15 protein-coding genes are annotated in these 22962 nt (G+C 69.7%); 9 read left to right on the forward strand and 6 right to left on the reverse strand.

What is annotated here, in order from left to right; translation table 11 throughout:
* Positions 1-5: 5 nt before the first annotated feature.
* Positions 6-689 carry a TlpA family protein disulfide reductase gene (locus tag E0E39_RS05210; RefSeq protein ID WP_245988206.1) on the forward strand — a complete coding sequence of 228 codons (684 nt, stop codon included), beginning with the start codon at positions 6-8 and terminating at the stop codon, positions 687-689.
* A gap of 212 nt (positions 690-901) precedes the next feature.
* Entirely contained in the window at positions 902-2746 is a 1845-nt protein-coding gene (ilvD, locus tag E0E39_RS05215) for a dihydroxy-acid dehydratase (RefSeq protein ID WP_130873779.1), read from the forward strand.
* Here ilvD and E0E39_RS05220 read toward each other — a convergent pair.
* On the reverse strand, positions 2689-3210 hold the full coding sequence (locus tag E0E39_RS05220; RefSeq protein WP_130873780.1) for a DedA family protein: 522 nt from the start codon (positions 3208-3210) through the stop codon (positions 2689-2691). The two genes, ilvD and E0E39_RS05220, sit on opposite strands and share 58 nt — an antisense overlap.
* 207 nt (positions 3211-3417) lie before the next feature.
* Between E0E39_RS05220 and E0E39_RS05225 the strand changes: the two genes are divergently transcribed.
* From E0E39_RS05225 to E0E39_RS05245, 5 genes are read left to right on the forward strand one after another with little or no spacing between them, the layout of a single operon-like run.
* Entirely contained in the window at positions 3418-4278 is an 861-nt protein-coding gene (locus tag E0E39_RS05225) for a T3SS (YopN, CesT) and YbjN peptide-binding chaperone 1 (protein ID WP_014846952.1), read from the forward strand.
* 26 nt (positions 4279-4304) lie between these two features.
* On the forward strand, positions 4305-4700 hold the full coding sequence (locus E0E39_RS05230; RefSeq protein ID WP_126378446.1) for a pyridoxamine 5'-phosphate oxidase family protein: 396 nt from the start codon (positions 4305-4307) through the stop codon (positions 4698-4700).
* Between the two features lie 10 nt (positions 4701-4710).
* Complete coding sequence (locus E0E39_RS05235; RefSeq protein WP_130873781.1) at positions 4711-5583, forward strand: universal stress protein; 873 nt, start codon at positions 4711-4713, stop codon at positions 5581-5583.
* Complete coding sequence (hrpA, locus tag E0E39_RS05240; RefSeq protein ID WP_130873782.1) at positions 5580-9380, forward strand: ATP-dependent RNA helicase HrpA; 3801 nt, start codon at positions 5580-5582, stop codon at positions 9378-9380. The genes E0E39_RS05235 and hrpA overlap by 4 nt, the downstream gene beginning before the upstream one ends.
* A 7-nt stretch (positions 9381-9387) precedes the next feature.
* Entirely contained in the window at positions 9388-10227 is an 840-nt protein-coding gene (locus tag E0E39_RS05245) for an acyl-CoA thioesterase (RefSeq protein WP_130873783.1), read from the forward strand.
* A gap of 19 nt (positions 10228-10246) precedes the next feature.
* Here E0E39_RS05245 and E0E39_RS05250 read toward each other — a convergent pair whose 3' ends face one another.
* A complete protein-coding gene (locus E0E39_RS05250) occupies positions 10247-11176 on the reverse strand; it encodes a sigma-70 family RNA polymerase sigma factor (RefSeq protein ID WP_130873784.1) in 930 nt (309 codons plus the stop codon).
* A gap of 238 nt (positions 11177-11414) precedes the next feature.
* Between E0E39_RS05250 and E0E39_RS05255 the strand changes: the two genes are divergently transcribed.
* Together E0E39_RS05255 and E0E39_RS05260 are read left to right on the forward strand one after the other, a co-directional pair.
* The gene (locus E0E39_RS05255) at positions 11415-12890 is read left to right on the forward strand and encodes an RNA polymerase sigma factor (RefSeq protein WP_130873785.1); all 1476 of its coding nucleotides are present in this window, start codon (positions 11415-11417) and stop codon (positions 12888-12890) included.
* 41 nt (positions 12891-12931) lie between these two features.
* Positions 12932-13882 (forward strand): hypothetical protein, encoded by a 951-nt coding sequence (locus E0E39_RS05260; protein WP_130873786.1) that lies wholly within the window; start codon positions 12932-12934, stop codon positions 13880-13882.
* A 9-nt stretch (positions 13883-13891) separates the two neighbouring features.
* Here the strand turns inward: E0E39_RS05260 and E0E39_RS05265 are convergent, their stop codons facing one another.
* The 4 genes from E0E39_RS05265 to E0E39_RS05280 are packed head-to-tail and all read right to left on the reverse strand — an operon-like array spanning position 13892 to position 22924.
* Positions 13892-15094, reverse strand: a complete 1203-nt coding sequence (locus E0E39_RS05265; RefSeq protein ID WP_130873787.1) for an amino acid aminotransferase — start codon at positions 15092-15094, stop codon at positions 13892-13894.
* A 32-nt stretch (positions 15095-15126) separates the two neighbouring features.
* Positions 15127-16881 carry an exodeoxyribonuclease V subunit alpha gene (recD, locus tag E0E39_RS05270; RefSeq protein ID WP_207302428.1) on the reverse strand — a complete coding sequence of 585 codons (1755 nt, stop codon included), beginning with the start codon at positions 16879-16881 and terminating at the stop codon, positions 15127-15129.
* Positions 16878-20036 (reverse strand): UvrD-helicase domain-containing protein, encoded by a 3159-nt coding sequence (locus E0E39_RS05275; protein WP_130873788.1) that lies wholly within the window; start codon positions 20034-20036, stop codon positions 16878-16880. Before E0E39_RS05275 ends, recD begins: the two co-directional genes overlap by 4 nt.
* Positions 20033-22924 (reverse strand): exodeoxyribonuclease V subunit gamma, encoded by a 2892-nt coding sequence (locus E0E39_RS05280; RefSeq protein ID WP_130873789.1) that lies wholly within the window; start codon positions 22922-22924, stop codon positions 20033-20035. The genes E0E39_RS05275 and E0E39_RS05280 overlap by 4 nt, the downstream gene beginning before the upstream one ends.
* Between the last annotated feature and the right edge of the window lie 38 nt (positions 22925-22962).

Genomic DNA, 22962 nt, shown 5'->3' on the forward strand with positions numbered 1-22962 from the left:
ATTGCATGCCTACACCTGATGATGACGAGGTGGCCGAGTTCCTGGAGGCCGACGAACCTACCCCGAAACCGGACCGGTCCTCCGGGAAGGAACCGGCCTGGCGGGCGAAGCTGCGTTCCTCGAATTTCGGCCAGGCCGCGGTGGTGCTGGTGACGGCCTTCGCCATAGCGGTGGCCGCCTGGTGGGTGGTTAAACCGGAGGAGCAGGACCGGGTCCGGGCCGAAACCGAGGCCGTGTCCCAGGTCGAGGTCGCAGGGGTGCAGCAACCTCCCGCAGCGGGGGACAGCGCCCCGGGTTTCACCGCTACGGACATCGATGGGACACCGATTTCGCTGGAGGGGCTGCGTGGCAAACCGGTGTGGCTGGTGTTCATGGCCACCTGGTGCACGGGCTGCCGCACGGAGATCCCGGACATCCAGGGCATCGTCGCATCCCGGGGAGATGCGGTCCGGGTCGTCGTGATCTACGTCGACGAGAACCGGAACACGGTGAGCGACTACTCGAAACGCGTCGGAAACGACTTCCCGGAGGTCGTGGACCAGGACCAGCAGATCTCTGCGGCCTACGGAATCATGGGGGTGCCTACGCACTACTTCATAGACGCCGGGGGTGTGGTGCGGCAACGGCACGTCGGGGTCCTGAGCCCCGACGCGATGACCCAGGCCATCCAAAACGCGATGTCCTCCTAAGACCTGTTGCGAAAGCCCTGCCCGGTCGGAGTTCCGGGCCTCCGGTGACGTACTCCCGGGACCGTCGCCGTGCCTTGATGCCGGCGCGCCACGGGTTCTGCCGGTGTGTTCCACCGAGCCGGGTTCTCGTCACTGTCCATGAAACACACGGCGCTCCGGTCCCGTCCCCGGAACCTCCTAAACTGGGCGGATTCGACGCATGAAGGAGAGACATGCCCGCGCTTCGTTCCCGCACGTCCACCCACGGCCGAAACATGGCCGGCGCCCGCGCGCTCTGGCGTGCCACGGGCATCACCGACTCCGATTTCGGCAAACCCATCATCGCGGTCGCGAACTCCTTCACCCAGTTCGTTCCCGGCCACGTCCACCTGCGCGACATGGGAAAACTCGTCTCGGAGTCCATCAGGCAGGCCGGGGCCGTGGGGCGCGAATTCAACACCATCGCAGTCGATGACGGCATCGCCATGGGGCACGGCGGGATGCTGTACTCGCTGCCGAGCCGCGAACTGATCGCCGACGCGGTGGAGTACATGGTCAACGCCCACTGCGCCGACGCCCTGGTGTGCATCTCCAACTGCGACAAGATCACCCCGGGGATGCTGCTGGCCGCGTTCCGGCTCAACATCCCCACGGTGTTCGTCTCCGGCGGTCCCATGGAGGCGGGCAAGGCCATCATCCGCGACGGCCAGGCCGTCACCTCCCTCGACCTCATCAACGCGATGACCGCGGCTGTCGACCCGAACGTCAGTGACGAGGAACTGTGGCGTATCGAGGCCAGCGCCTGCCCGACCTGCGGTTCGTGCTCGGGGATGTTCACCGCGAATTCCATGAACTGCCTGCTGGAGGCGATCGGGCTGGCCCAGCCCGGCAACGGTTCCACCCTCGCCACCGCCGCGGCCCGCCGAGACCTGTTCATCAACGCGGGCCGGCTCGTCGTCGACCTGTGCCGCCGCTGGTACGACGAGGACGACGCCTCCGTCCTGCCCCTGTCGATCGCCACGAAATCGGCGTTCAGCAACGCCATGCGCCTGGACGTCGCGATGGGCGGATCCACCAACACCGTTCTGCACCTGCTGGCCGCCGCCCAGGAGGCCGGGGTGGACTTCGACCAGGACGACATCGACGCCATTTCCCGCGTCACCCCTTGCCTGTCCAAGGTAGCGCCCAACTCGGAGCGCTATTTCATGGAGGACGTCCACCGCGCGGGCGGCATCCCCGCCATCCTCGGGGAGCTGCGCCGCGGCGGGAAACTCGACGAGGACGTCCACGCCATTCACTCGCCGTCGCTGGAGCGCTGGCTGGCGGACTGGGACATTCGCGGCGGCAGCGCGACCGAGGAGGCCGTCGAGCTTTTCCACGCCGCCCCGGGCGGGGTGCGCACCACCGTGCCGTTCAGTTCCACCAACCGGTGGGAGTCCCTCGATCTGGACTCCGCGAGTGGTTGCATCCGTTCCGTGGAGCATCCCTACACCGCCGACGGTGGCCTGGCGGTGCTGAGGGGCAACCTCGCACCCGACGGTGCCATCGTCAAGACCGCGGGGGTGCCCGAGCACCAGTGGGAGTTCACCGGCACCGCTTTCGTCACCGAATCCCAGGAGGAGGCGGTTGAATCCATCCTCGGCGGGAAGGTCAAGGAGGGTGACGTCGTGATCGTCCGCTACGAGGGCCCCAAAGGCGGTCCTGGGATGCAGGAGATGCTCTATCCGACCTCCTACCTGAAGGGGCTGGGGCTGGGCCCGAAGTGTGCGCTGATCACCGACGGCCGGTTCTCCGGCGGCTCCTCCGGGCTGTCGATCGGGCACGTCTCTCCGGAGGCGGCATCCGGGGGGCCGATCGCGCTGGTGCGCACCGGCGATGAGATCACCGTCTCCATTCCCAACCGGTCGATCGTGCTGAACGTGCCCGACGAGGAACTGGCGGCCCGTCGCGCCGAACTGGAGGCTGGCAACGGTTACCGTCCCGCAGCCCGGCAACGGCAGGTCTCGACCGCGTTGAGGATCTACGGTTCGTTGGCGCAGTCGGCGGACAAGGGGGCGTCGCGGCGTTTCGACGGTTGACCGCCGCGGCCGCGTCCGAAAAGGAAGAAGCTGGCCACCGCCGCGGCCATCACGGCGAGCCCCGTGATTGTCATCGCGGGGCTGTGTTCCCACGCCATGGACAGGAGCACGAGGCTGATTATTCCGCCGGTGCCCCAGATGAACGCCCAGACGGTGCAGCCGACGATCACGGCCGGCAGATAACGGCGCATCGGCATCCGAGCGACCCCCGCGGCCAGATTGACCATGGTCTGCAGGCCGATGACGAGGAAACTCAGGGTGACCGCGGGTGGGCCCCAGCGGTTCAGCCAGGAGCTTCCCACCCGGTAGGGGCGGGTTTCCAGCACCCGTCGCCAGCGGGTGTGGCTCGTGCCCGCGACGATGCCGCGCCCGATCCAGTAGGTGCCGTTGAAACGGATCATGACGATGCAGAAGAGAGCCAGGATCGTCAGCCCGTAGGGCAGGTTCCAGTCCTGTGGATGCATCGAGTCCTCTCGGGTTGGGAAGCAACAGCTTAGGTTACCCTGCGTTCGGGAACCAGTGGTGGGTTCTGCCTGACTCCAAATGTGCAGGGACGACGGCCGGTGCCGTGGCCCGGCGGTGACCCCGAGCGGGGGGAAGGAAATCTTGGGCGCTCCGCCGGGGTGGCCCCTGTTTTCGGTTTGCTAGGTTGAGTCCGGGAGGTGGGCTGCATGGCTGACATTGAAGATTTTGATCTGGACAAGACCACCAAGCAGGCATGGGACGAGTTCACCGAGAGGCTCGCCGACGTGCTGTCCGTGATGGACGCCAGCGCCGACCTGACCATTTCCGCGGTCAACGGCGAGGAGACCCGCGAGACCCCACCCGCAGTGCGTTTCTCGGCCGTGGAACCGGGGGTGGTCGAAGCCACCCTGGTCGGCGTCGACTCGCCGCGGCTAACGGAACTGGGTTGGACCTCCTCCCCCCGGGGATTCACCGCTCGCAGGGACCAGGAGGAGGCCACCGAACTGGCGAACCTCACCACCGCCACCATGACCGAAGTGGTGGGCGTGCTGCACCCGATATTCCTGGAACCCGATCAGCTGGCGGAGCTGCTGACCGCCAGGGAGAGCAACCCGGTCAAACCCACCCCCGGGCCCTACGGCGTGGTGCTTCCCACCAGCCAGGCGCAGCTCGACGCCATCGTCGATGCGGAACTGGAGAAAATGTTCGGGCATCCCGCGCTGCGAAACGCGGCGGGCGAGGTGGCCATCCGGGTCGGTTCCACCATGGTTTTCTGCCGCTCCACCCCGGACTTCGAGGAACTGGTCCTGTTCGCGGTTCTCGTGCACGACGTGAACGGGCGTTCCCGGGCCTGCGAGGTGCTCAACGACCTGAACGTGGAGTCCCGTTACTGCCGGTTCGCCCTGCACCGCGACCGGGTGTTCGTGCAGGTCTCGGTGCCCGCCCAGCCGTTCGTCCCCCGGCATCTCCGGCAGGCCCTCGAATCCATCTCCCACGTCGCCGACGGCATAGACGACGACCTGGCCCACAAACTGGGCGGACGCACCACCTTCCCCACCACCGGCTGAGCGGATTCAGCCACTAGAGTTCTCCCATGACCGAGGTCACATACTTCGAGCGGCTGGACGCCCCCGAGTGCCTGCGGCTGCTCAGGGGTGGGGGAGTCGGGCGCGTGGTCTGGCAGGACGACGACGGACTGAGTGTGCTGCCCGTGAACTACCGGGTCATCGGCGACTCGGTGGTGTTCCAGACCAATGCCGCCTCCACACTGGCGCGCCTGGCAGAACCCACGAGGGTTGCGTTCCAGGTCGACGAGGTCGACCACGCCACCGCCGTCGGCTGGTCGGTGCTGGTCCGGGGAACGAGCGGGGCCCGGGATGCGGGCGATGTCGTCAGTTTCCTGCCGCAGGACCCGGCCGTCGGTGTAGCGGTGAGGATCGAAGAGGTGACGGGCCGGGTGATTTCCGGCAATCCCGTTCCCCGGAGTTGAGGAGGAAGACATGGAGGACCGCAAGCTCGTGGTGGTGGGCGTCGACGGCAGTGAGGACGGGCTGCGTGCCGTCAAGTACGGTGCCAGTTTCGCGGCCGAGATCGGCGGCGAGCTGCTGCTGGTGCACGCCGTCGACGACGCCATGCTGGCCGGGGCGTGGGGCGTGGTCTACGACCCCGAGGTGCTGCAGAACGCGGGGGTCAGCGCCAACGAGGCGGCGGCCGCCAGGGCCCGGGAGATCGGTCTGCCGGAGGAACGCATCCGCACCGAGGTTGTCCTCGGTTCACCCGGCGGGGTGCTGGGGAGGCTCAGCGAGGTGGCGGACCTGATCGTCGTGGGCCGGCGCTCCGTCTCCGGGTTGGAGCGAATGTTCGTGGGTTCCACGAGCGTCTCCGTGGTCGCCAGCTCACGCTGCCCGGTGCTGGTGATCTCCGCCGCCGCGCACCCGCAGGACGTCGGGAACAAGAAACTGATCGGGGTCGGGCTCAACACCAGCCGGGTGAACCACTCCACCCTGGCGGCGGCCTTCGAGCAGGCCCAGCTGCTCGGTGCCCGGCTCGAGATCGTCCATGCGCTGCAACCACCCATCGGGCTGTTCGGCCCGAAACTCGGACCCGCCGACCTGGAGGAGCTGATCCGTTTCACCCGGGGCGGCATCGAGGCGATGGCATCGGAACAGACCAAGACCTTCCCCGGCGTGCCCTACGAGGTGGTCGTGGTGGCGGCCACCCCGATCAACGAGTTCGTCACCCGCTCCGAGAACTACGACCTGCTGGTGCTCGGCGCCGGCGAGGAGGCCATCCCGGGTTTCGGGCTGGGTGGCCTGTTGCGCGGCCTGATGGCCCACTCGCTGTGTCCGCTGTACATCACCCACGGTAAGTGAACCCGCAGCCGCGGCTCGCCTTCGACCCGGCGCTGCCGATCTCCGCGGAGGCGCCGAGGATCGCGTCCCTCATCCGCGACCACCAGGTGGTCGTGGTCGCCGGTGAAACCGGATCGGGAAAGACCACCCAGCTCCCGAAGATCTGCCTGCTGGCGGGCAGGGAACGGATCGCCCACACCCAGCCGAGGCGGATCGCGGCCCGCACCGTCGCGCACCGGATCGCCGAGGAGTGCGGCACCGAGCTGGGGGAGTTCGTCGGCTATCAGGTGCGCTTCACCCGCAGGGTGAGTCGCGCCACCCGCATCAAGGTGATGACCGATGGCGTGCTGCTCAGTGAACTGGCCCACGACCGCGACCTGGAACGCTACGACACGATCATCATCGACGAGGCCCACGAACGCAGCCTCAACATCGACTTCCTGCTCGGCTACCTCAAACAGCTCCTGACGCGCCGACCGGAACTCAGGGTGATCGTCACCTCCGCCACCATCGACACCGCCCGGTTCGCCGTGCACTTCGACGATGCGCCGATCGTGGAGGTTTCCGGACGCACCCATCCCGTGGAGATCCGCTACCGGCCCATCGATGAGGGCGTCGACGAGGTGGACGCCGTCGCCTCCGCCGTGGAGGAACTGGCGGCCACCACGTCCTCGGGGGATGTGCTGGTCTTCCTGTCCGGGGAACGGGAGATTCGCGACGCCACGGATGCCGTCGATTCGTTGAAACTCGCCGGCTGGGAAACCGTTCCCCTGTACGCGCGGCTGGCGGCGGCCGATCAGCAGAAGGTGTTCCAGGGCCATTCCGGCAGGCGGGTGGTGCTGGCCACCAACGTCGCGGAAACCTCGATCACGGTGCCCGGAATCCGGTTCGTGATCGACGCCGGTGTGGCCCGCATCTCCCGCTACTCGGCGCGCACCAAGGTGCAACGGCTGCCGATCGAACCTGTCTCGCGGGCCAGCGCCAATCAGCGGGCGGGCCGCTGCGGCCGGCTTGGCCCGGGGGTCGCGATCCGGCTCTACAGCGAGGAGGACTTCAACTCCCGCCCCGAGTTCACCGAACCGGAGATCCTGCGCACCAACCTGGCCACCGTCATCCTCCAGATGGCCCAGGCGGGGCTCGGCGAGATCGAGAGCTTCCCGTTCGTGGAGGCCCCGGTCGCCTCCCAGATCAGTGACGGCCTGCGGGTGCTGCAGGAACTGGGCGCGATCAAACCGCGTCGCCGCCACGAACGGGTGCGGCTCACCCGCACGGGACGCCTGCTGGCGCGGATGCCCGTCGATCCCCGGCTCGGCCGGATGCTCATCGAGGGAGCCCGGAGGGGTGCGCTGCGCCAGGTGCAGGTGATCGTCGCCGGACTGACGGTGCCAGACGTGCGGGAACGCCCCAGCGAACATCAACAGGCCGCCGACGAACTGCACCGGCGTTTCACGCAACCGCCCGCCGGCGAAACCGGTCCTCCCGGAGACGGGGAGCCCAGACGCCACACCGTCCATACCGGAACCCGCCCCGTCAAACAGGGCAGGGGTTCCTTGGCGGGCGGCGACTTCGAGGCCCTGCTCAACGTCTGGGAATACCTCAGGGGGCGTCGCCGGGAACTCTCCGGAAGCGCGTTCCGCAGGCTGTGCCGGGCCGAGTTCCTGCATTTCGTGCGGTTCCGGGAATGGGAGGACCTCGTCTCCCAGCTTCGCGAGGTGTGCCGGGAACTGGAGCTGCCCGGCGAGGGGGACGCGGCGATGGACGTCGTCCTCGACTGCCTGCTCACCGGGTTGCTGTCCAACATCGGGCTGGCCCTGCCACCACCCCCGAAGGTGCAGGGCAGGCGCCGTCCCCTGACCGAGTACCAGGGAGCACGGGGCGCCAGGTTCGCCATCGCGCCCGGCTCGGCGTGCTCGCGGTCCACGCCCCCGCTGGTGGTGGCCTACGAGCTGGTCGAGACCTCCCGGCTGTGGGCGCGCACCGTCGGCCCGGTGACCGCGGCTCAGATCGAACGCGCCGCCGGGGACCTGGTGACCCGCACCCTCTCCGAACCGGCCTTCTCGCCCCGCAGCGCCACGGTCACCGCCAGCGAAACCGTCAGCCTGTTCGGGGTGCCGATCATTTCCGGGCGTCGCACGAACTACGCGGCCAGCTATCCGGAGCAGGCCCGGGAGATCTTCATCCGCACCGGGCTGGTGGAACGGGAATGGGAGACCCGAAACCCGGTGGTGGTGGCGAACCGGTTCGCCTACGACGAGGCCGAGAGGCTCACCGACCGGATGCGCCGGCCCGAACTGCTGATCCCCGACCAGGCCCTCCACGACTTCTACGCCGCCCGGCTGCCCGCCGAGGTGGTCTCCGGGGCCACCTTCGACAAGTACGTGAAATCCTTGGGCGACGACTCCGTGCTGCGGCTGACGCCCGCGGACTGCATGACCGACCCCGGGGCGCTCAGCGTCACCGACTTCCCCGACCGGTGGCAGGTCTCGGGCCTGGAACTGCCCGTCAGCTACGTCTACGACCCCGGGGCTGGACACGACGGTGTGACGATCGAGGTGCGGCTGGAACAACTCGGGGTCCTGGAACCCGAACCCTTCACCTGGCAGGTGCCGGGGCTGCGCGAGGACCTCGCCACCGCTCTGATCCGCAGCCTCCCCAAGAGGATCCGTACCTCCTTCGTGCCCGCCCCCGACTTCGCCCGCCGCGCAGTGGCGTGGCTCCGGGAACGGGGAACGGACGACGGCACCGCCTTCCCCGAGGCGCTGGGAAGGGCGCTCACCGCCCTCACGGGGGAGCGGGTGGCCCCCGGTGACTGGCGGCCCGGGGCCGTGGATTCCCACCTGCGGCCGACCTTCGTCGTGGTCGAGGGGCGCAAGGAGGTGGGTCGGGGCGAGGACCTGGCGGCGTTGAAGACCCGGCTCAGCGCGCGGGTGGCGTCGCGGCTGACCCGCTCCGCGGGACGGATCGCGACGACGGGACGCACCGACTGGGACTTCGGGGAACTGCCCCTGACCCGGCGCCTCGGCGGGGGAGTCGAGGGGTATCCCTGCCTCGTGGACGAGGGAGGCAGCGTCGGGGTGCAGGTGGTGGACTCGGCCGCGAAGGCGGAACGCCTCCACGCCGCGGGGGTGCGGCGCCTGCTCACGCTGGTGAATCCGTCGCCGATCCGCTGGGTGGTCTCCCACCTCGGAAACCCCGAGAAACTGGCTCTCGGGGCGAGTCGGTACGACTCGGTCCCGGAGCTGTTGGAGGATGCCTGGCTGAAGGCGTCCGACAGGCTGCTGCGGACGGTTGCGGACCCGGTGCGGGTCCGCGACGCAAGGGAATTCCGACGTGTCGCGGAAGCGGTGCGCGCCGACTGCCCCGCAACCACGGCCGCCGTGGTCGGCACCGCGGCGAGGGCCCTGGCCGCCCAGGCGGCGGTGGAACGGCGGCTCGCCGCGTTGCCGGGGGACGACGATGCGCGCGCCGACATCACCGAACAGCTGGCCAACCTCACCTTCAAACGGTTCATCTCCGCCACCCCGGACCCGTGGTTCGACCGCATCCCCGTGTGGATCGAGGCCTGCGGGACCCGACTCGTCACCCGCGGCAGGAATCCCGCCAGGGACGAACGCAACCGCGTCGAGATCATGGAACTGGAGGCCCGCTACGGACAGCTGTGCGACGCCCAGCCACCTGGTCCGCTGTCCGCGGACGTGGAGGAGATCGCGTTTCTGCTGGAGGAGTTCCGGGTCAGCCTGTTCGCCCAGGGGACGCGCACCCTGGTGCCCGTCTCGGCGAAACGGATCTCGCAGGCCATGGGAAGAATCGGGCGATAATGGTCGGGTGCCAGCCACCACGGATGATCTGATGCAGCTCTTCGACCTCGTCGAGGTCGGCAAGGGAAGGTTCCGGGGCCCGCAACCGGAGACCCAGTGGCAGCGGTTGTTCGGCGGACAGGTGATGGCGCAGAGCCTCGTGGCAGCGATGCGCACCGTTCCCGGGAACCGGGTGGTGCACTCGCTGCACGGGTATTTCCTGCGGCCCGGCAGCCGCGAGGAGCCGCTGCGGTTCGGGGTGGAGCACGTCCGGGACGGTCGCACCTTCTCGGCGCGCCGGGTGATCACCCGCCAGCACGACGACGTGATCTTCGACCTGAACGTCTCCTTCCAGGAACCGGAGGAAGGGCTCAGCCACTCGGCGGTCCAACCGGAGTCGGTGGCCTCACCCGAGGACTCCTCGCCACTGGGACAGGTGCTGGAGGAACGGTTCGGCGCCCCGATCCGGATGCTGTCGGAGTGGGATGCCCTCGACGTGCGGTTGGCCTCCACCCCGGTGCCGAGCCAGAACGGGGGAGTGATGCGGGCCTGGGTGCGCACCCAGGACGCGATGCCGGAGGATCCACGCCTGCACGCAGCCGTGCTGGCCTACCTGACGGACCTGCTGCTGCTCAGCGTCTCCACCGTCCAGCACGAGGTGGAGTTCCTGTCCCCGAGCCTGCAGACCGCCTCCATCGATCATGCGATGTGGTTCCACCGCCCGGCCCGCTGCGACCGGTGGCTGCTCTACGACATGGTCTCGCCATCGGCCTCCGGGGCCCGGGGATTCTGCCAGGGAAGATTGTTCCAGGACGGGAAGCTGGTGGCCTCCTGCGCCCAGGAAGGGCTGATCCGGCTCGTCGGATGAGCCGGATCAGGGACGGTGGTCAGGCGGCGGCCTGGTATTCGCGCATCTTGACCAGCGCGAGGCGCTCGATCTGACGGACCCGCTCGGCGGTGATCCCCCAGTGCTGCCCGATGTCGGCCAGCTTGGCCTGGCGTCCGTCGAGGAGACCGTAGCGGCGGCGCACCACATCGGCAGAGCGGTCGTCGAGGGCGGAGAGCATCCCGTCGAGACGGGCGCGCTCTTCCGCGTCGAGCACCACCTCGTCCGGGCCGGGGGCGGTTTCGCGGGCGATCAGGTCGCCGAGCGCCGTGTCGCCATCGGCTTCGACGGGGGCGTCGAGAGACACGTGGTCGCGGGCGTAGCGGATCAGGTCGACGACCTTGTCCTCGGCGAGGTTCAGTTCATCCGCGATCTCGCTGACCTCGGGTTCGCGGCCCAAGGTGCGTTCCAGGTTGCGGCGCACCGCGGAGACCTGGTTGACCTGCTCGGCGACATGCACGGGCAGCCGCACGATGCGGCCCTGCTGGGCGATGCCACGGGAGATGGCCTGCCGTACCCACCAGGTGGCATAGGTGGAGAACTTGAAACCCTTGGTGTAGTCGAACTTCTCCACAGCACGGATCAGGCCGGTGTTGCCCTCCTGCACCAGGTCGAGCAGCGGCATCTGGGCGCGGCCGTACTTGCGGGCCACGGAAACCACCAGACGCAGGTTCGCCTTGATGAATCGCTGCATGGCCTGATCGCCGAGTTCGACGAGTTGTTCCAGTTCTTCGCGAGTGGCGTCCGTCGAGGTGGTCTCGTTGCCGTCGAGGATTTCGCGAGCGAACAACCCGGCCTCGATGGCGTGGGCCAGCTGCACCTCTTCCTCGGCGCTCAGCAGAGGGGTCTTGGCTATCGCGTCCAGGTAGAGACCCACGGCATCCTTGCCATCGATGCCGTCGGTGCTACGGGTTCGCGCAGTCGTGATCATTGGATCCGCCTTTCTGACGTCTACACCCATCCAAACGCGCCTGGTGGGTCAAAGGTTCCCGAAATCGTGACCCAATCGTTATCTCAGGGGTGCATCAGACCGTGGTATGACGATGCGGGACGGGTGGCCGGGTCGAGGTCGGGAAATCCCCGGAGGGAATCGTGTTTGAGTGTTCCGACCGCTCGTGGAAAGATGGATTTCGACACCCCTTGACCGCAACGGGGTGTCCTGTGCCCAGATGCGAGGAGAAACCGCTGTGACCTCTGGTTCGAGCTCCGAACAGGCTCCGAAGAGCACCCGTAGTCGCACGAGGAAGACCGCCACTGCAACCGTGGAGAAGAAGACCACGTCCGCCACGAAACGCCCCCAGGCCACGAAGGTCGCGAAGTCCGAGGGCGGGGAGAAGGCTGCTGGAACCAGGACCGTGAAGACTGCGACCAGGACCAGGACAACCACCGCCAAGAAGACCAGGACGGCAACCAGGTCCACCGCGAAGCCCACGAAGAGCGAAGCGACCAAACCCGCACGTTCCCGCGCCAAGACGAAGACCGGCGTCGAGGAGACCGAACCAACCATTGCGCAGCTCACGTCGGGGGAGATTGAGGTCGAGGTACAGCGCGACGGTGACGACGTCGTGCTGAAGGTCGGGGGCAAGAAACGTTCCCTCGACGAGGTCGACGATTCCCAGTTCGTCGAGGAGAAGGAAGCCACCCTCGAGAAGGAACTCGTCGAGGAGGAGGGATTCTCCCTCTCTGACCAGGACGACGCCGATGAACCGGAGCAGCAGGTCGTATCGGCCGGCGCCACAGCCGATCCCGTCAAGGACTACCTGAAGCAGATCGGCAAGGTGGCCCTCCTCAACGCCGTCCAGGAGGTGGAGCTGGCCAAACGGATCGAGGCTGGGCTCTTCGCGGAGGAGCGGATCGCGGACGGCGAGAACCCCATCCTCCCGGACGACCTCGAGGACTTCGAATGGATCGCCAACGACGGGCGCAACGCCAAGAACCATCTTCTTGAGGCGAACCTGCGTCTCGTCGTCTCCCTGGCGAAGCGCTACACGGGCCGCGGGATGCTGTTCCTCGACCTCATCCAGGAGGGCAACCTGGGGCTGATCCGCGCCGTCGAGAAGTTCGACTACACCAAGGGCTACAAGTTCTCCACCTACGCCACCTGGTGGATCAAACAGGCCATCACCCGGGCCATGGCCGATCAGGCCCGCACCATCCGCATCCCCGTGCACATGGTGGAGGTCATCAACAAGCTGGCCCGCGTGCAGCGGCAGATGCTGCAGGACCTCGGCCGGGAACCGACCCCGGAGGAGCTGGCGAAGGAACTCGACATGACCCCGGAGAAGGTCGTCGAGGTCCAGAAGTACGGCCGCGAACCCATCTCCCTGCACACCCCACTCGGTGAGGATGGCGACTCCGAGTTCGGCGACCTCATCGAGGACTCCGAGGCGGTCGTGCCCGCTGATGCGGTGAACTTCACCCTGCTGCAGGAACAGCTCAACGATGTCCTGGACACCCTCTCCGAGCGGGAGGCGGGCGTGGTCTCGATGCGCTTCGGGCTCACCGACGGTCAGCCCAAGACCCTCGACGAAATCGGCAAGGTCTACGGAGTCACCCGGGAACGGATCCGCCAGATCGAGTCGAAGACCATGAGCAAGCTGCGACACCCGTCACGTTCCCAGGTGCTCCGCGACTACCTCGACTGAACAGCGGCCGCCTGCACGTGGGGGCATGTTAAGGAGAGAACTTGCGAGAGAATCCACGTTCCTTCGAGGACGACACCCCGACCGTGGAACTGCCCGCCATCACGACACCGCTGCCCCCGGTACGGCCGCCCCTCGTCCGGCAGCAGGTTCCGGCGTCGCCACCCCAGACGCAGGTGCAGCCGCGGGTGGGGTCGTGGGGCACCCCGACCGAGGTCGACGCCGTCGCCATTCCCGTTTCCGAGGGACGAACCCCGGGGCCGCCGGTCGAGTCCGAGAAGGAACGTCTGCGGCGCGAGATGAACGAGTACCGCTTGGCCGTCTGGGAGCGTAGGTTCGTGGCCTGTGTGCGCTGGCTGTACTCGCGGGTCAGGATGGCGGTCCACATCACCGCGGTCGTGGTGTTGCCGGGATTGCTGTTCCCACCCGTGAAGGGATACCTCACCTGGGTGATGGTCGCGAACCTGGCCCTGGTGGGTTTCGTCGCGGTCTCCCTGGTGGCGGGGGAGGTCACGAGCCGGAAACCCCAGTGGCCGTGCATGTTCGGCGCCCTGTTCCGGCTGCTGCTGGTGGGTGGCTTCGCCATCGCCTGCGGATACGTCAGCGAGGCCGATCCGTGGAAGGAGACCTTCGCCTCGCTGCTGGGCTTCGCCAGACCCGTCTGGCTGCAGATCCAGGCCTTCCTGGACTACGCATCCCTCGACCACGCCGTCTTCATGTGGCTGGGCGTGCTGCTGGCCCACCGCAGCCTCAGGACCTTGGCCGAGGGCGGGAGAATTCACCTGGAGGGCACGTCACGATTCGGGACCAGACCGGGCTGGAGCCTGAAGGACTACTACATCGGTCCGGACCCGCGCAAGCAGCAGGGCCGGGTGGAAGCCCCCGGCGTCTTCGCATACCGTCGAGCGGTGTTCCGTTTCTACCTCGGGCGCTTCTGGGTGCTGCTCAACAGCGTCTATGTCCTCGTCCTGATGTTCCTGATCGCCTCGGCGTGACGGACCGGTTCAGCCGCGGGCCCGGACCGTGGCAATGGCCTTCGCGACGACCCCCAGGTTGCCGTCGTTGAGGGCCGCGACACACATCCGCCCCTTCTCGGTGCCGTAGACGCCGTGGTCCCGGCGCAGCGCCAGCATCTGGTCCCGGGTCAGACCCGAGTAGCTGAACATGCCCGCCTGCTGGGCGATGAAATCCATGTCCCCGACCCCTTCGGCGCGCAGCGCCTCGACCAGGCGGGTACGCATCCGCCTGATGCGCTCGCGCATCCGGTCGAGTTCCCGCTCCCACGAGGCTCGCTGGGTGGGGTCACCGAGCACGTCGGCCACGATGGCCGCGCCGTGGGTGGAAGGGTTCGAGTAGTTGGTGCGGATGCAGATCTTCACCTGGGACAGCACACGGGTGGCCTCCTCCGAGTCCCGGCAGGCGATGTGCAGGGCGCCGACGCGTTCGCCGTAGAGCCCGAACGACTTCGAGAACGAGGTGGAGACGAACACCGGCAACCCTGCCTCCACGAAACGGGAGATCACGGCCCCGTCCTCTGCCACCCCGGCCCCGAAACCCTGGTAGGCCATGTCCAGGAACGGGATCAGTTCGCGCTCCGAGAGCACCCGGATCACCCGGCCCCACTGCTCGGGGTTCAGGTCGTACCCGGTCGGGTTGTGGCAGCAGGCATGCAGCACCACGACGGTGCCCGGCCGTGCCGCATCGAGGTCTGCGATCATGCCCTCGAAGTCGACGGCCCTGGTTTCGGCGTCGTAGTAGCGGTAGGTGCCGACGGTGAAACCGGCGCGGGTGAAGATCGCCCGGTGGTTCTCCCACGACGGATCCGAGACCAGGACGGGTGCGCCCGGGCTCAGGGTCGCGATGAAGTCGGCGCCGACCTTCAGCGCGCCGGTGCCGCCGAGGCTCTGCACCGTCGCGATGCGGCTCTGGGTGACGGCGGGCGAATCGCCCCCGAAGACCAGCTCCTGCGCCAGGCGGACGTAGCCGGGGAGTCCATCGATGGGGAGATAGGCGTGCGGTTTCGCGGCCGCGGCCAGCCGGTCCTCGGCGGCGTGGACGCATTCCATCAGTGGCAGCTGCCCGTTCTCGTCGAGGTAGACGCCGATCCCGAGGTTCACCTTGGATGTGCGCTCATCCGCCCTGAACGCCTCGGTCAATCCCAGGATCGGATCGGCGGGAGCCAGTCGGACGTGCTCGAAAACGGACATGCGTGGGCCTCTTTCTGTTCAGCGTTCCAAGACTAGCGTTTCGCCTCTTCCGGGGTCGCGGTCCGCACCAAACCGCTCGCCCGCCTGGCCCGGGTCCCGACTGCTTTCCGCAGCGCATCGGGGGAGCCGTACAGCCGGACCCCCGACTCGGCACGGGTGACGGCCGTGTACAGCAGCTCCCGGGTCAGCAGCGGCGAACCCGGAGGGGGCAGGATCACGCTGACCCGCTCGAACTGGCTTCCCTGTGACTTGTGGATGGTCATGGCGTGCAGTTCCTGCGCAGCCTCCAGCAGCAGCGGGTTCAGCAGCTCCGCGTGCCCGCCCCGGTCCACGGCCGCCAGCAGCCGTCCATCGCTCTCGACGATCACCGCCACATCGCCGTTGCTGACCAGATCCGAGTTGCGGGTGACGATCAACGGCTGCCCCGGGTACTGGCCGACCTCGGGTGCGTAACCGGGCAGCGCCGCGGCCAGGTGCCTGCGCACCGCCTGCTGCCAGTACCCGGTTCCGAAGGGACCCTCCCGGTGTGCGCACAGCAGGCGGTGTCGTTCCAGGGCCCGCACGGCCCGGTCGCCGTCGCCCGCCAGCGCGGCGTCCAGGGCGTCGCGGGCGGCGGCCCCGAGGTCGGCTGCCAACTCCGGCAGGTCGGCGAGCGGCTCGGCGCCGCCGTCCGCGGTGGGCGTGCCCGTCGCCGAGCGTTCCAGCAGCGCCAGGCAGCCGTCCGCGTCGCCGTCGCGGATGGTCTCGGCCAGCCGGGCCACGTCGTCGAGGTTGCGGTGGCTGCCGCCGAGCCGTACCACGGCGGGCCCTCCCGGGGAGGTGACCAGGTCCGGGGCGGCGGAGATGTCGGCGAGCACCGCTCCCGCCTCCACGGAGGCCAGCTGGTTCGGGTCGCCGATCAGGACCAGCCGGGTGGAGTCGGCCACCGCATCCAGCAGCCACGCCATCAGCGTGATCGACACCATCGACGTCTCGTCCACGATCACCACGTCGAAGGGCAACGGGTTCAGCGCGTCGTGGGTGCGTTCCGCGCGGCCCGGGACCACACCGATGATCCGGTGCAGCGTGCCCGCGGTCAGGGCGGCCCGTTCCGGGTGCCGCAACCTGTCGCGCACCGCGGTCTCCAAACGGGTGGCGGCCTTCCCGGTGGGGGCGGTCAGGGCGACGGTGACCGGTCCCCGGGCGGTCAGCGCGTCGATGATCCGGGAGACCACCGTCGTCTTGCCGGATCCGGGACCGCCCGTTATGACGCTGGTGCGGGCCCGGGTGGCCGCCCGGACCGCGGCGTCCTGGGTGGGGTCGGGCATCATGCCGGGCCCGGGGTCGGGCGGTTCGGGGGAGGGCAGGTCCGGCAGCGCGCTGCGGTGCCTGAGGCGAGCTGCCAGTTCTTGTTCCTCCGTGAAGAACCGGTCCAGGTACAGCAGGCCACCGGCCAGACGGAAGGGTCGCGGCCCGGTCCCCGGGCCCGCCACCGCGGGCGAGGCCGCCACCGCCGCTGCCCAGGCATGCGGCTCCGGCCAGGGCAGCTCGACGGGTTCCGCCACCGATCCGTCGTCGGCCTCGCCCGGAACGATCAGCTCGGGGGCGCAGGCCAGGTCCAGGCACACCGAGCCCAGGCGCAGTTCCCGCACCGTCAGGGCGAGGGCCAGCAGCACGCGGTCGTCGTCCTCCCCGCAGTACGCGGCCATTCGGCGGGCCAGGTGGAAGTCGGCCACGTGGATCATCCCGGCCTCGGCGAAGGCCCTCAGCAGTCCCGTGGCCGCCACGGGAACCTCCGGTTCTTTCACCGCCCACCTCCCAGCAGATCGGAGACCTCCACCACCAGGTCGGCCGGTGGGAACCACTCGAAAACCCCGCAACGCCCGCCCGCGACCACCGGGGTCCCGGGCCCGGCCATACCCCGCACGAACAGATAACCCACCCCGCCCAGATGCCTCCCGGGCGAGTAACCGGGAAGCCGCCAGGCCAGGAAACGGTGCAGGGCTGCGCAGTACAGCAGCGCCTGCAGCGGATAGTGGGCCTGCATCATCGCCTCCGCCATCGTGGACGGAGCGTAGTGCTCGACGGACAGCTCCTGCTCCGGTGGCACCGGGAGCCGGTTCGTCTTGTAGTCCACCACCACGAAACCTCCCGAGGGCAGTTTCAACACCACGTCGATCGAACCGGTCAGGAAACCCCTCAGCGACGCGTGGGCGGCGTCGGTGGCGAGCAGCCGGGCCGGGTAGGGGGCGAGCGGATCGGATGCGGGCAGGTGCCTGGACATCGCCTCCGCCAGGTCCGCGACCACACGGGCCGGGCCGCGATCCCCCAAAGGCAGGTCGAAGTCCAGCTCTGCCAGCCGCTCGGCGACGGGCAGGTCCGCCAGGGCACCGTCCCACAACCGACCCAGCGGGGTCGTGACCACCAGGCGTAGGGCCTCGGCGAGCCGCTGCGCCTGCTCCCGGTCCAGCCCGAAGGCGGGAGCCCGGGCGGCCACCACCTGTTGCACGTGCCCCGGGTCGGTCCAGTCAGCTTGTTCCAGGACCTGTCTCGTATACACCTCTGACGCCGCCGACGAAGAGGATAGAGTAGATCCCGGTGGGCCCGGCGTCCTCATAAAAGCGCCCCCGGGGGGCAGGTCGAGTTCCTCCGGTTCGTCCGGCGCGTTCTCGTGGAGGTTCGCGGTCAGTCCGGAGTAGGAGGTGCGGCGCCACTCCTGGTCGATGTCGCGGGTGAAACGGGCGATCCGGAGCTTCCCGGAGCCCGGCCCGGGGGTGGGGTCCGGGAGCCCGGAACCCCAAGGGGGTGCGGTGACCGGGGACAGGTGCACCAGGATCGGGTCGAAACCGAACGCGGGGGGCAGCCTGGGGTATTCGGGGCGAAGCCGCGGGACCGAGCGGTCGCGGCACAGCAGCGCCGTCAACGGCCCTGAGGACGCCCTGCGGTCCATCACGTGCCAGGCGATCGCCAGGTGTTCGGCGCGGGTGAGACCCACGTAGAGCAGGCGGAGTTCCTCGTCGCGCGCCTGTCGCCTGGCGAGGGCGGACAACTCGTCGCGGCTGCCGGGGCGGGCGCCGACGTGCAGCACCCGCCGGCCGTCCGCATCCAGGTAGGGGAAGGCGCCGCGCAGGTTCACCTCCGTGACGCTCACCTGCGGCAGCAGCACGATCGGGAACTCCAGGCCCTTCGCCGAGTGCATGGTGCACACCCGCACCGCGGCCCGGTCGGAGGCCAGGCGGGTGGCCGGTTCGTCGCCCGGGGTGGCGGCCCGGGCGACCAGCCAGGCGTGGAGTCCGTCGAGGTCGGTGGCGTCCGACCCGAGCAGCAGCTCACCGACCCGGGTCAGGTCGGCCAGAAGACGTTCCCCATCCCCGAGCCGGGCCAGGTGGGGGCCGAGGCCCGCCAGCAGCTCACCGACCAGCGAGGTCACCCCACCGGCCGCGAAGCACCGGGCCAGCTCGTGGATCCGCTGCGACGCGGGGGTTTCGTCGCGCCCTGCCAGCAGGTCGGTGGCGGGCAGGCCGAGCAGCTCGCCCAGGGCGGCCTGGAGGATGCGGGCGCGGGTCGGCTGGGCGATGGCCGCGAGCACCGCCAGCCAGTCGGCCACGGCCGGGGAGTCGAGGGCTGAACCGGGGCCGTGCCAGGTGGCGGGCAGCCCCGCCGCGCGCAGCTCGGAGACCAGGGCCATGCCTCGGCCGCGGGTCCGGGTGAGGATCGCGATGTCCCGGGGGCCGACGGGCCGTTCCCCTGCGTCGCTGCGGAACCGTGCCCCGGCCAGCAACGCCCGCACGTGCGCCACCACGTCGTCCGTCACGGCGCGTTCCGGGTTGCCGGTGGCACCGGGGCCGTGCCCGCGCAGCCAGATGCGGGCCGCGGGGGCGGCGTCGAGGACCAGGACCTCCTCATCCGGGGAGCGGGCGGAGCGCACGGGGGTGACCCGGATGTCCGAATCACCCAGGCAGAGGTCCCCGAACAGGTCCGTCACTCCCGCGACCACCCCGGGTTCGCTCCGGTGGTTGGTCTCCAGGGTGGCGCGGTGCCGGACCACTCGCGTGGCCTCCAGGTAGGAGCCGAGATCCGCGCTGCGGAAGCCGTAGATCGACTGCTTGGGGTCGCCGATCAGCGTGATCATCGCGCCCGCGTCCACGAAGGTGCGCCGCAGGATGGCCCACTGGTCCGGGTCGGTGTCCTGGAACTCGTCGACCAGCACCACGGGAAAGCGGCGCCGGAGTTCCGCGCGCACCTGCTCGGCGACCGGGGAGTCGGTGACCAGGGACCGCAGCCTGCCCGGCAGGTCGTCGAAACTGACCAGCCCCAGCGCGCGCCGGCGCGCCGCGAAACGGGCCCGCACCCGTTTCTGGAAGTCCAGCAGCTCCTGGTCCGCCGAGGCGAGGGGAAGCCGCGACGGGGCCGCGGTGGCGGCGACCAGAAGCGCGCGGCGCGCGTCCAGCGGCGGGTCGGGGTGGTGGAGATAGCTGGCCAGGTACTCGTCGGTGGCGCACTCGCGCACCAGGGTGGAGACGTCGGCGGTCACCTCGTCGGCGCCGTCCCAGTCCCCCAGCACACCCAGGCTCTCCAGTTGTCCCTGGCAGAACGAATGGATGGTGGTGATCGTCGCGGTCCCGAAGTCGTCCAGGGCCGCCCGGAGCCGTTGCCGATGGCGTGAGGCGTGGCGGTCGGCCCCGAGCAGCCGCGAGACCGGGTCCACGGGTTCGGGACCGCCCGCCAGCATGTTGTCCAGGTCATTCGCGACGGATGCGAGCCGGGAGTGGACCCGGCCCCGCAGTTCCGCGGCGGCCGCGTTGCTGAAGGTGATGAGCAACAGCTCCCCGATTGCCACTCCCGCCTCGGCGATGTGGCGGGCTGCGAGTCCCGCTATGGTCCAGGTCTTGCCCGTCCCGGCGCTGGCCTCCAGCAGCATCGGGCCGTCGGGCAGGGGACCGGTGATCTCGAACGGAATCATTGCGCGGCCTCCAGGAGAGGGGAGTGCAGGGCCAGCGCCCAGCCCCCGAAGGCGCCGAAACGCCCGGGACCTGCCGGGTCGCCGTCCTGGGGAGGATCGGTGAACAGCTCCGAGGCGGGGCCGGTGTAGAAATGTTCCCAGTGAGCCGGGCGCCAGGCCCAGGGGGAGTTCCAGCTGCTGGTGGGCAGATCCCAGTCTGCGGCGTTGAACCGTCTCTCCCGCGCCGATTCCGCCAGCGCCCGGGCCGGTTCCGCGGGGACCGGGACCAGCCGGGAACGGCTCAGGCGGGCGCCGCGCACCAGGACCTCCAGGTGCGCGGCGGCCTCCTTCGGTGGGGTGAGCGTCACCGATCCCGGGAAGAACTCGCCGTAGTGGCGTCGCAGGTGATGGATGCGGGCCCGCGTCCTGAACCCGGAGGCCGCCAGGGCCAGCAACTGCGCCCACGGCTCGAACAGGGGGCGGGGAAGGTCGCTGGGGGAGAGGACCACCAGTTCATCGCCGCGCAGTCGCACGGTGCCCGTCAACCGCAGGCCGGAGCACTCCAGGTCGACGGGGACGTCGCGGACCGGGCGGTCCCAGTCCGGGCGGGCCTGCTGCCAGAGTCGTCGGACCAGCTCCACGTCCGCGTCGAGAACCGCTCCCCCCAAGGGGCCGGTGGGCAGCAGTTCCCTGTGGGCCTCGGCGCGGATCGCCTCGTCGGGGGGGCACCCGCCACGGGCCGCCGTCAGCAGCCGGGAACGGATCCCCCAGGCGCCCAACCCGGTTGCCCCGAGCGGCAGGTCGTCGCTGATTTCCGGGGAGAATTCTCCCCGGATTCCCGCCCGCTCACGCAGGAAGGCGGCTGCGGGGTCGCGCAGGAAACGGGCCGCCTCGTCCAGGGACATGGGGCCGGTGTCGTCGCCGACGGGCAGGTGGAGGGCGGCCCGGCGACGCTCCACACTGGCCGGTGTGGTTCCGGCGGGTCCGGTTCGCAGGCGGCGGGCCATCTCCAGGGCGGTGGCGTCGAAACTCGGGTCGGGGCCCGTGAAGTTCCTCTCCGAATGCGCCGTCAAGGGCTGTTCCCGCAGCTCGGGTGTGACCCCCAGCCGACGCCACAGCCAGGTGAGGGTGGTCGGGTGCTCCAGAACGGCGCCGGTGGTCTCGGAACGGTGCTGGTGCACCACCACCAGGTGCCGGGCGGCCCGGGCGTGATCCAGCAGGTCCTCCAGGCGCTCCTGCCCGGGATCCGGCAGGAGGCCGGGGATCGCGTCGGGAACGGGATCGAGCCCGCCGTCCTCGAAACCGAGCAACGCGACCACGGGGAAACCCACGCCCTTGAGCTCCCCCGGGCCGACGACGGTGAGATTGCCGTTGCCGGCCACCATGCGGGGGCCGGGTTCGGCGGCGAGCTGCTCCAGCAGCCGGGCGAAGTCGGAGGCCGTCATCTCGACCGGGCTGGCGGCCCCCTCCGCGGCCAGCCGCGCCAGGCGGGAGGTGGCCTCCTGGAGCAACGAGTCGTCCCCGGGCGGCAGGTCGACGAGCTCGTCGAGCAACCTCCGGGCCCGGGCGACCCATTCCGGGAGGGTGGCGGGTTCGGCGGCGGCCGCGTAACGCCGCAGCCGGGTGAAGATCTCCGTGAGCGAACCGATCAGCTCCAGCTCCGATGTGCCGACGGCATCCACGCCGGAGATGGGCAGGGCGGTGCTTCCGGGGGCAAGGGCGAGCCCGGCCAGCAGCCGGTCCAGGCCCCGGGCCCAGGTGTTCTGCACGATCCCGGGAAGCCCCTGGGCCGCACGGTGCCGGGCGTCGAGGCCCCAACGGATCCCGGCGGCGTCGATCAACCGGGCCAGTTCGTCGCGTTCCGGCAACCGCCAGCGGTACGAGACCGGCGCGAGATCCAGCAGGTCCAGCAGGGAACTCGCGGTGGCGCGGGAATCCCGCAGCCCGGTGGCCTCGGCCAGGGCGTGCAGCACGGGATTGGGGGCGCGGACCTCGGGTGGCGCCTGGAGCCGCAGGCGCCGGCCCGGGTGGGGGCTGCCCTCCAGCGGCGCGAAGGCCAGGCCGAGGGCGGGCCACCAGGCTGCAGGGTCGGGAACGACCACCAGGACGTCGCGTGGCTCCAGGGTGGGATCCTCCTGCAGGATGCGGCACAGTTCGTCGCGCAGCACCTCGGCCTGCCGCAGGGGGTCGTGGGAACCCAGCCATGTGATCCTCTCCGGCACCGCGGTGTTCCGCAGTTCCAGGACGGGGACGTCCCGGAACTGGCCGACGGCCTCCAGCAGCAGCTTCGTCGCGGCGGGCAGGTCGGGGCAGTGCAGCACGGCCGTGGCCGGCCCGGGTGTCTCAGCCAGGGCGGCTCGCACCCGCGCCAGCTCCTCGACCGGATCCCATTCGAGGATCTCGGTGACGCGCGCCGTGAGCTCCGGCTGCCAGCCCAGGTGCCCGGGCAGTTCCTCGGCGGCCCCCTCCGGATCGGTGAGCCAGCGGGCCAGCAGCTCCGGGTGGTGCTCCGAGTAGCGTCGCAGCAGGATCGCCAAGCGTTGCGAAGCGCCGCGCAGCCTGCTCGGGCCCGCCCTGAGATGCTCCGCCACCACGGGATGCGAACCCCGGAACCCCGGGTCCTGGAGGACCTCCCGGATCGCCAGCTCCAGCGCCGTGCCTCGCCACGGGGAGGGCTCCCCGTCGCCCAGTTCCGCCTGGAGCTGCGCCACCCAGCGATCGGCCGGTATCAGGTCCACCCCCGCGAGGATGCCGATCCGGGCGGCCAGGGCCTGCCCCGCCAGGCGCGCGGTGGCGGCCGAGGACGTGATGATCCGCACCCGTTCCAGCGGCCCGGGGCGCAGTTCGTCCAGCCATGCTGCCAGGGCCTCGATCAACTCCTCCCAGCGCTCGGCCGATCTCCTGTCCACTGCGATGGTTGTCTCCTTCCCTGCGACCGATCACATTA

Origin of the sequence: [Pseudopropionibacterium] massiliense (assembly GCF_900607225.1) — a bacterium.
Classification (GTDB): domain Bacteria; phylum Actinomycetota; class Actinomycetes; order Propionibacteriales; family Propionibacteriaceae; genus Arachnia; species Arachnia massiliensis.

What these genes read in the sequence shown, in the direction of transcription:
- E0E39_RS05225 (WP_014846952.1), top strand. Translation starts at nt 3,418, where the DNA reads ATGGCTGACATTGAAGATTTTGATCTGGACAAGACCACCAAGCAGGCA.
- ilvD (WP_130873779.1), top strand. Translation starts at nt 902, where the DNA reads ATGCCCGCGCTTCGTTCCCGCACGTCCACCCACGGCCGAAACATGGCC.
- E0E39_RS05210 (WP_245988206.1), top strand. Translation starts at nt 6, where the DNA reads ATGCCTACACCTGATGATGACGAGGTGGCCGAGTTCCTGGAGGCCGAC.
- E0E39_RS05230 (WP_126378446.1), top strand. Translation starts at nt 4,305, where the DNA reads ATGACCGAGGTCACATACTTCGAGCGGCTGGACGCCCCCGAGTGCCTG.
- E0E39_RS05220 (WP_130873780.1), bottom strand. Translation starts at nt 3,210, where the DNA reads ATGCATCCACAGGACTGGAACCTGCCCTACGGGCTGACGATCCTGGCT.
- E0E39_RS05265 (WP_130873787.1), bottom strand. Translation starts at nt 15,094, where the DNA reads ATGTCCGTTTTCGAGCACGTCCGACTGGCTCCCGCCGATCCGATCCTG.
- E0E39_RS05275 (WP_130873788.1), bottom strand. Translation starts at nt 20,036, where the DNA reads ATGATTCCGTTCGAGATCACCGGTCCCCTGCCCGACGGCCCGATGCTG.
- E0E39_RS05255 (WP_130873785.1), top strand. Translation starts at nt 11,415, where the DNA reads ATGCGAGGAGAAACCGCTGTGACCTCTGGTTCGAGCTCCGAACAGGCT.
- E0E39_RS05235 (WP_130873781.1), top strand. Translation starts at nt 4,711, where the DNA reads ATGGAGGACCGCAAGCTCGTGGTGGTGGGCGTCGACGGCAGTGAGGAC.
- E0E39_RS05250 (WP_130873784.1), bottom strand. Translation starts at nt 11,176, where the DNA reads ATGATCACGACTGCGCGAACCCGTAGCACCGACGGCATCGATGGCAAG.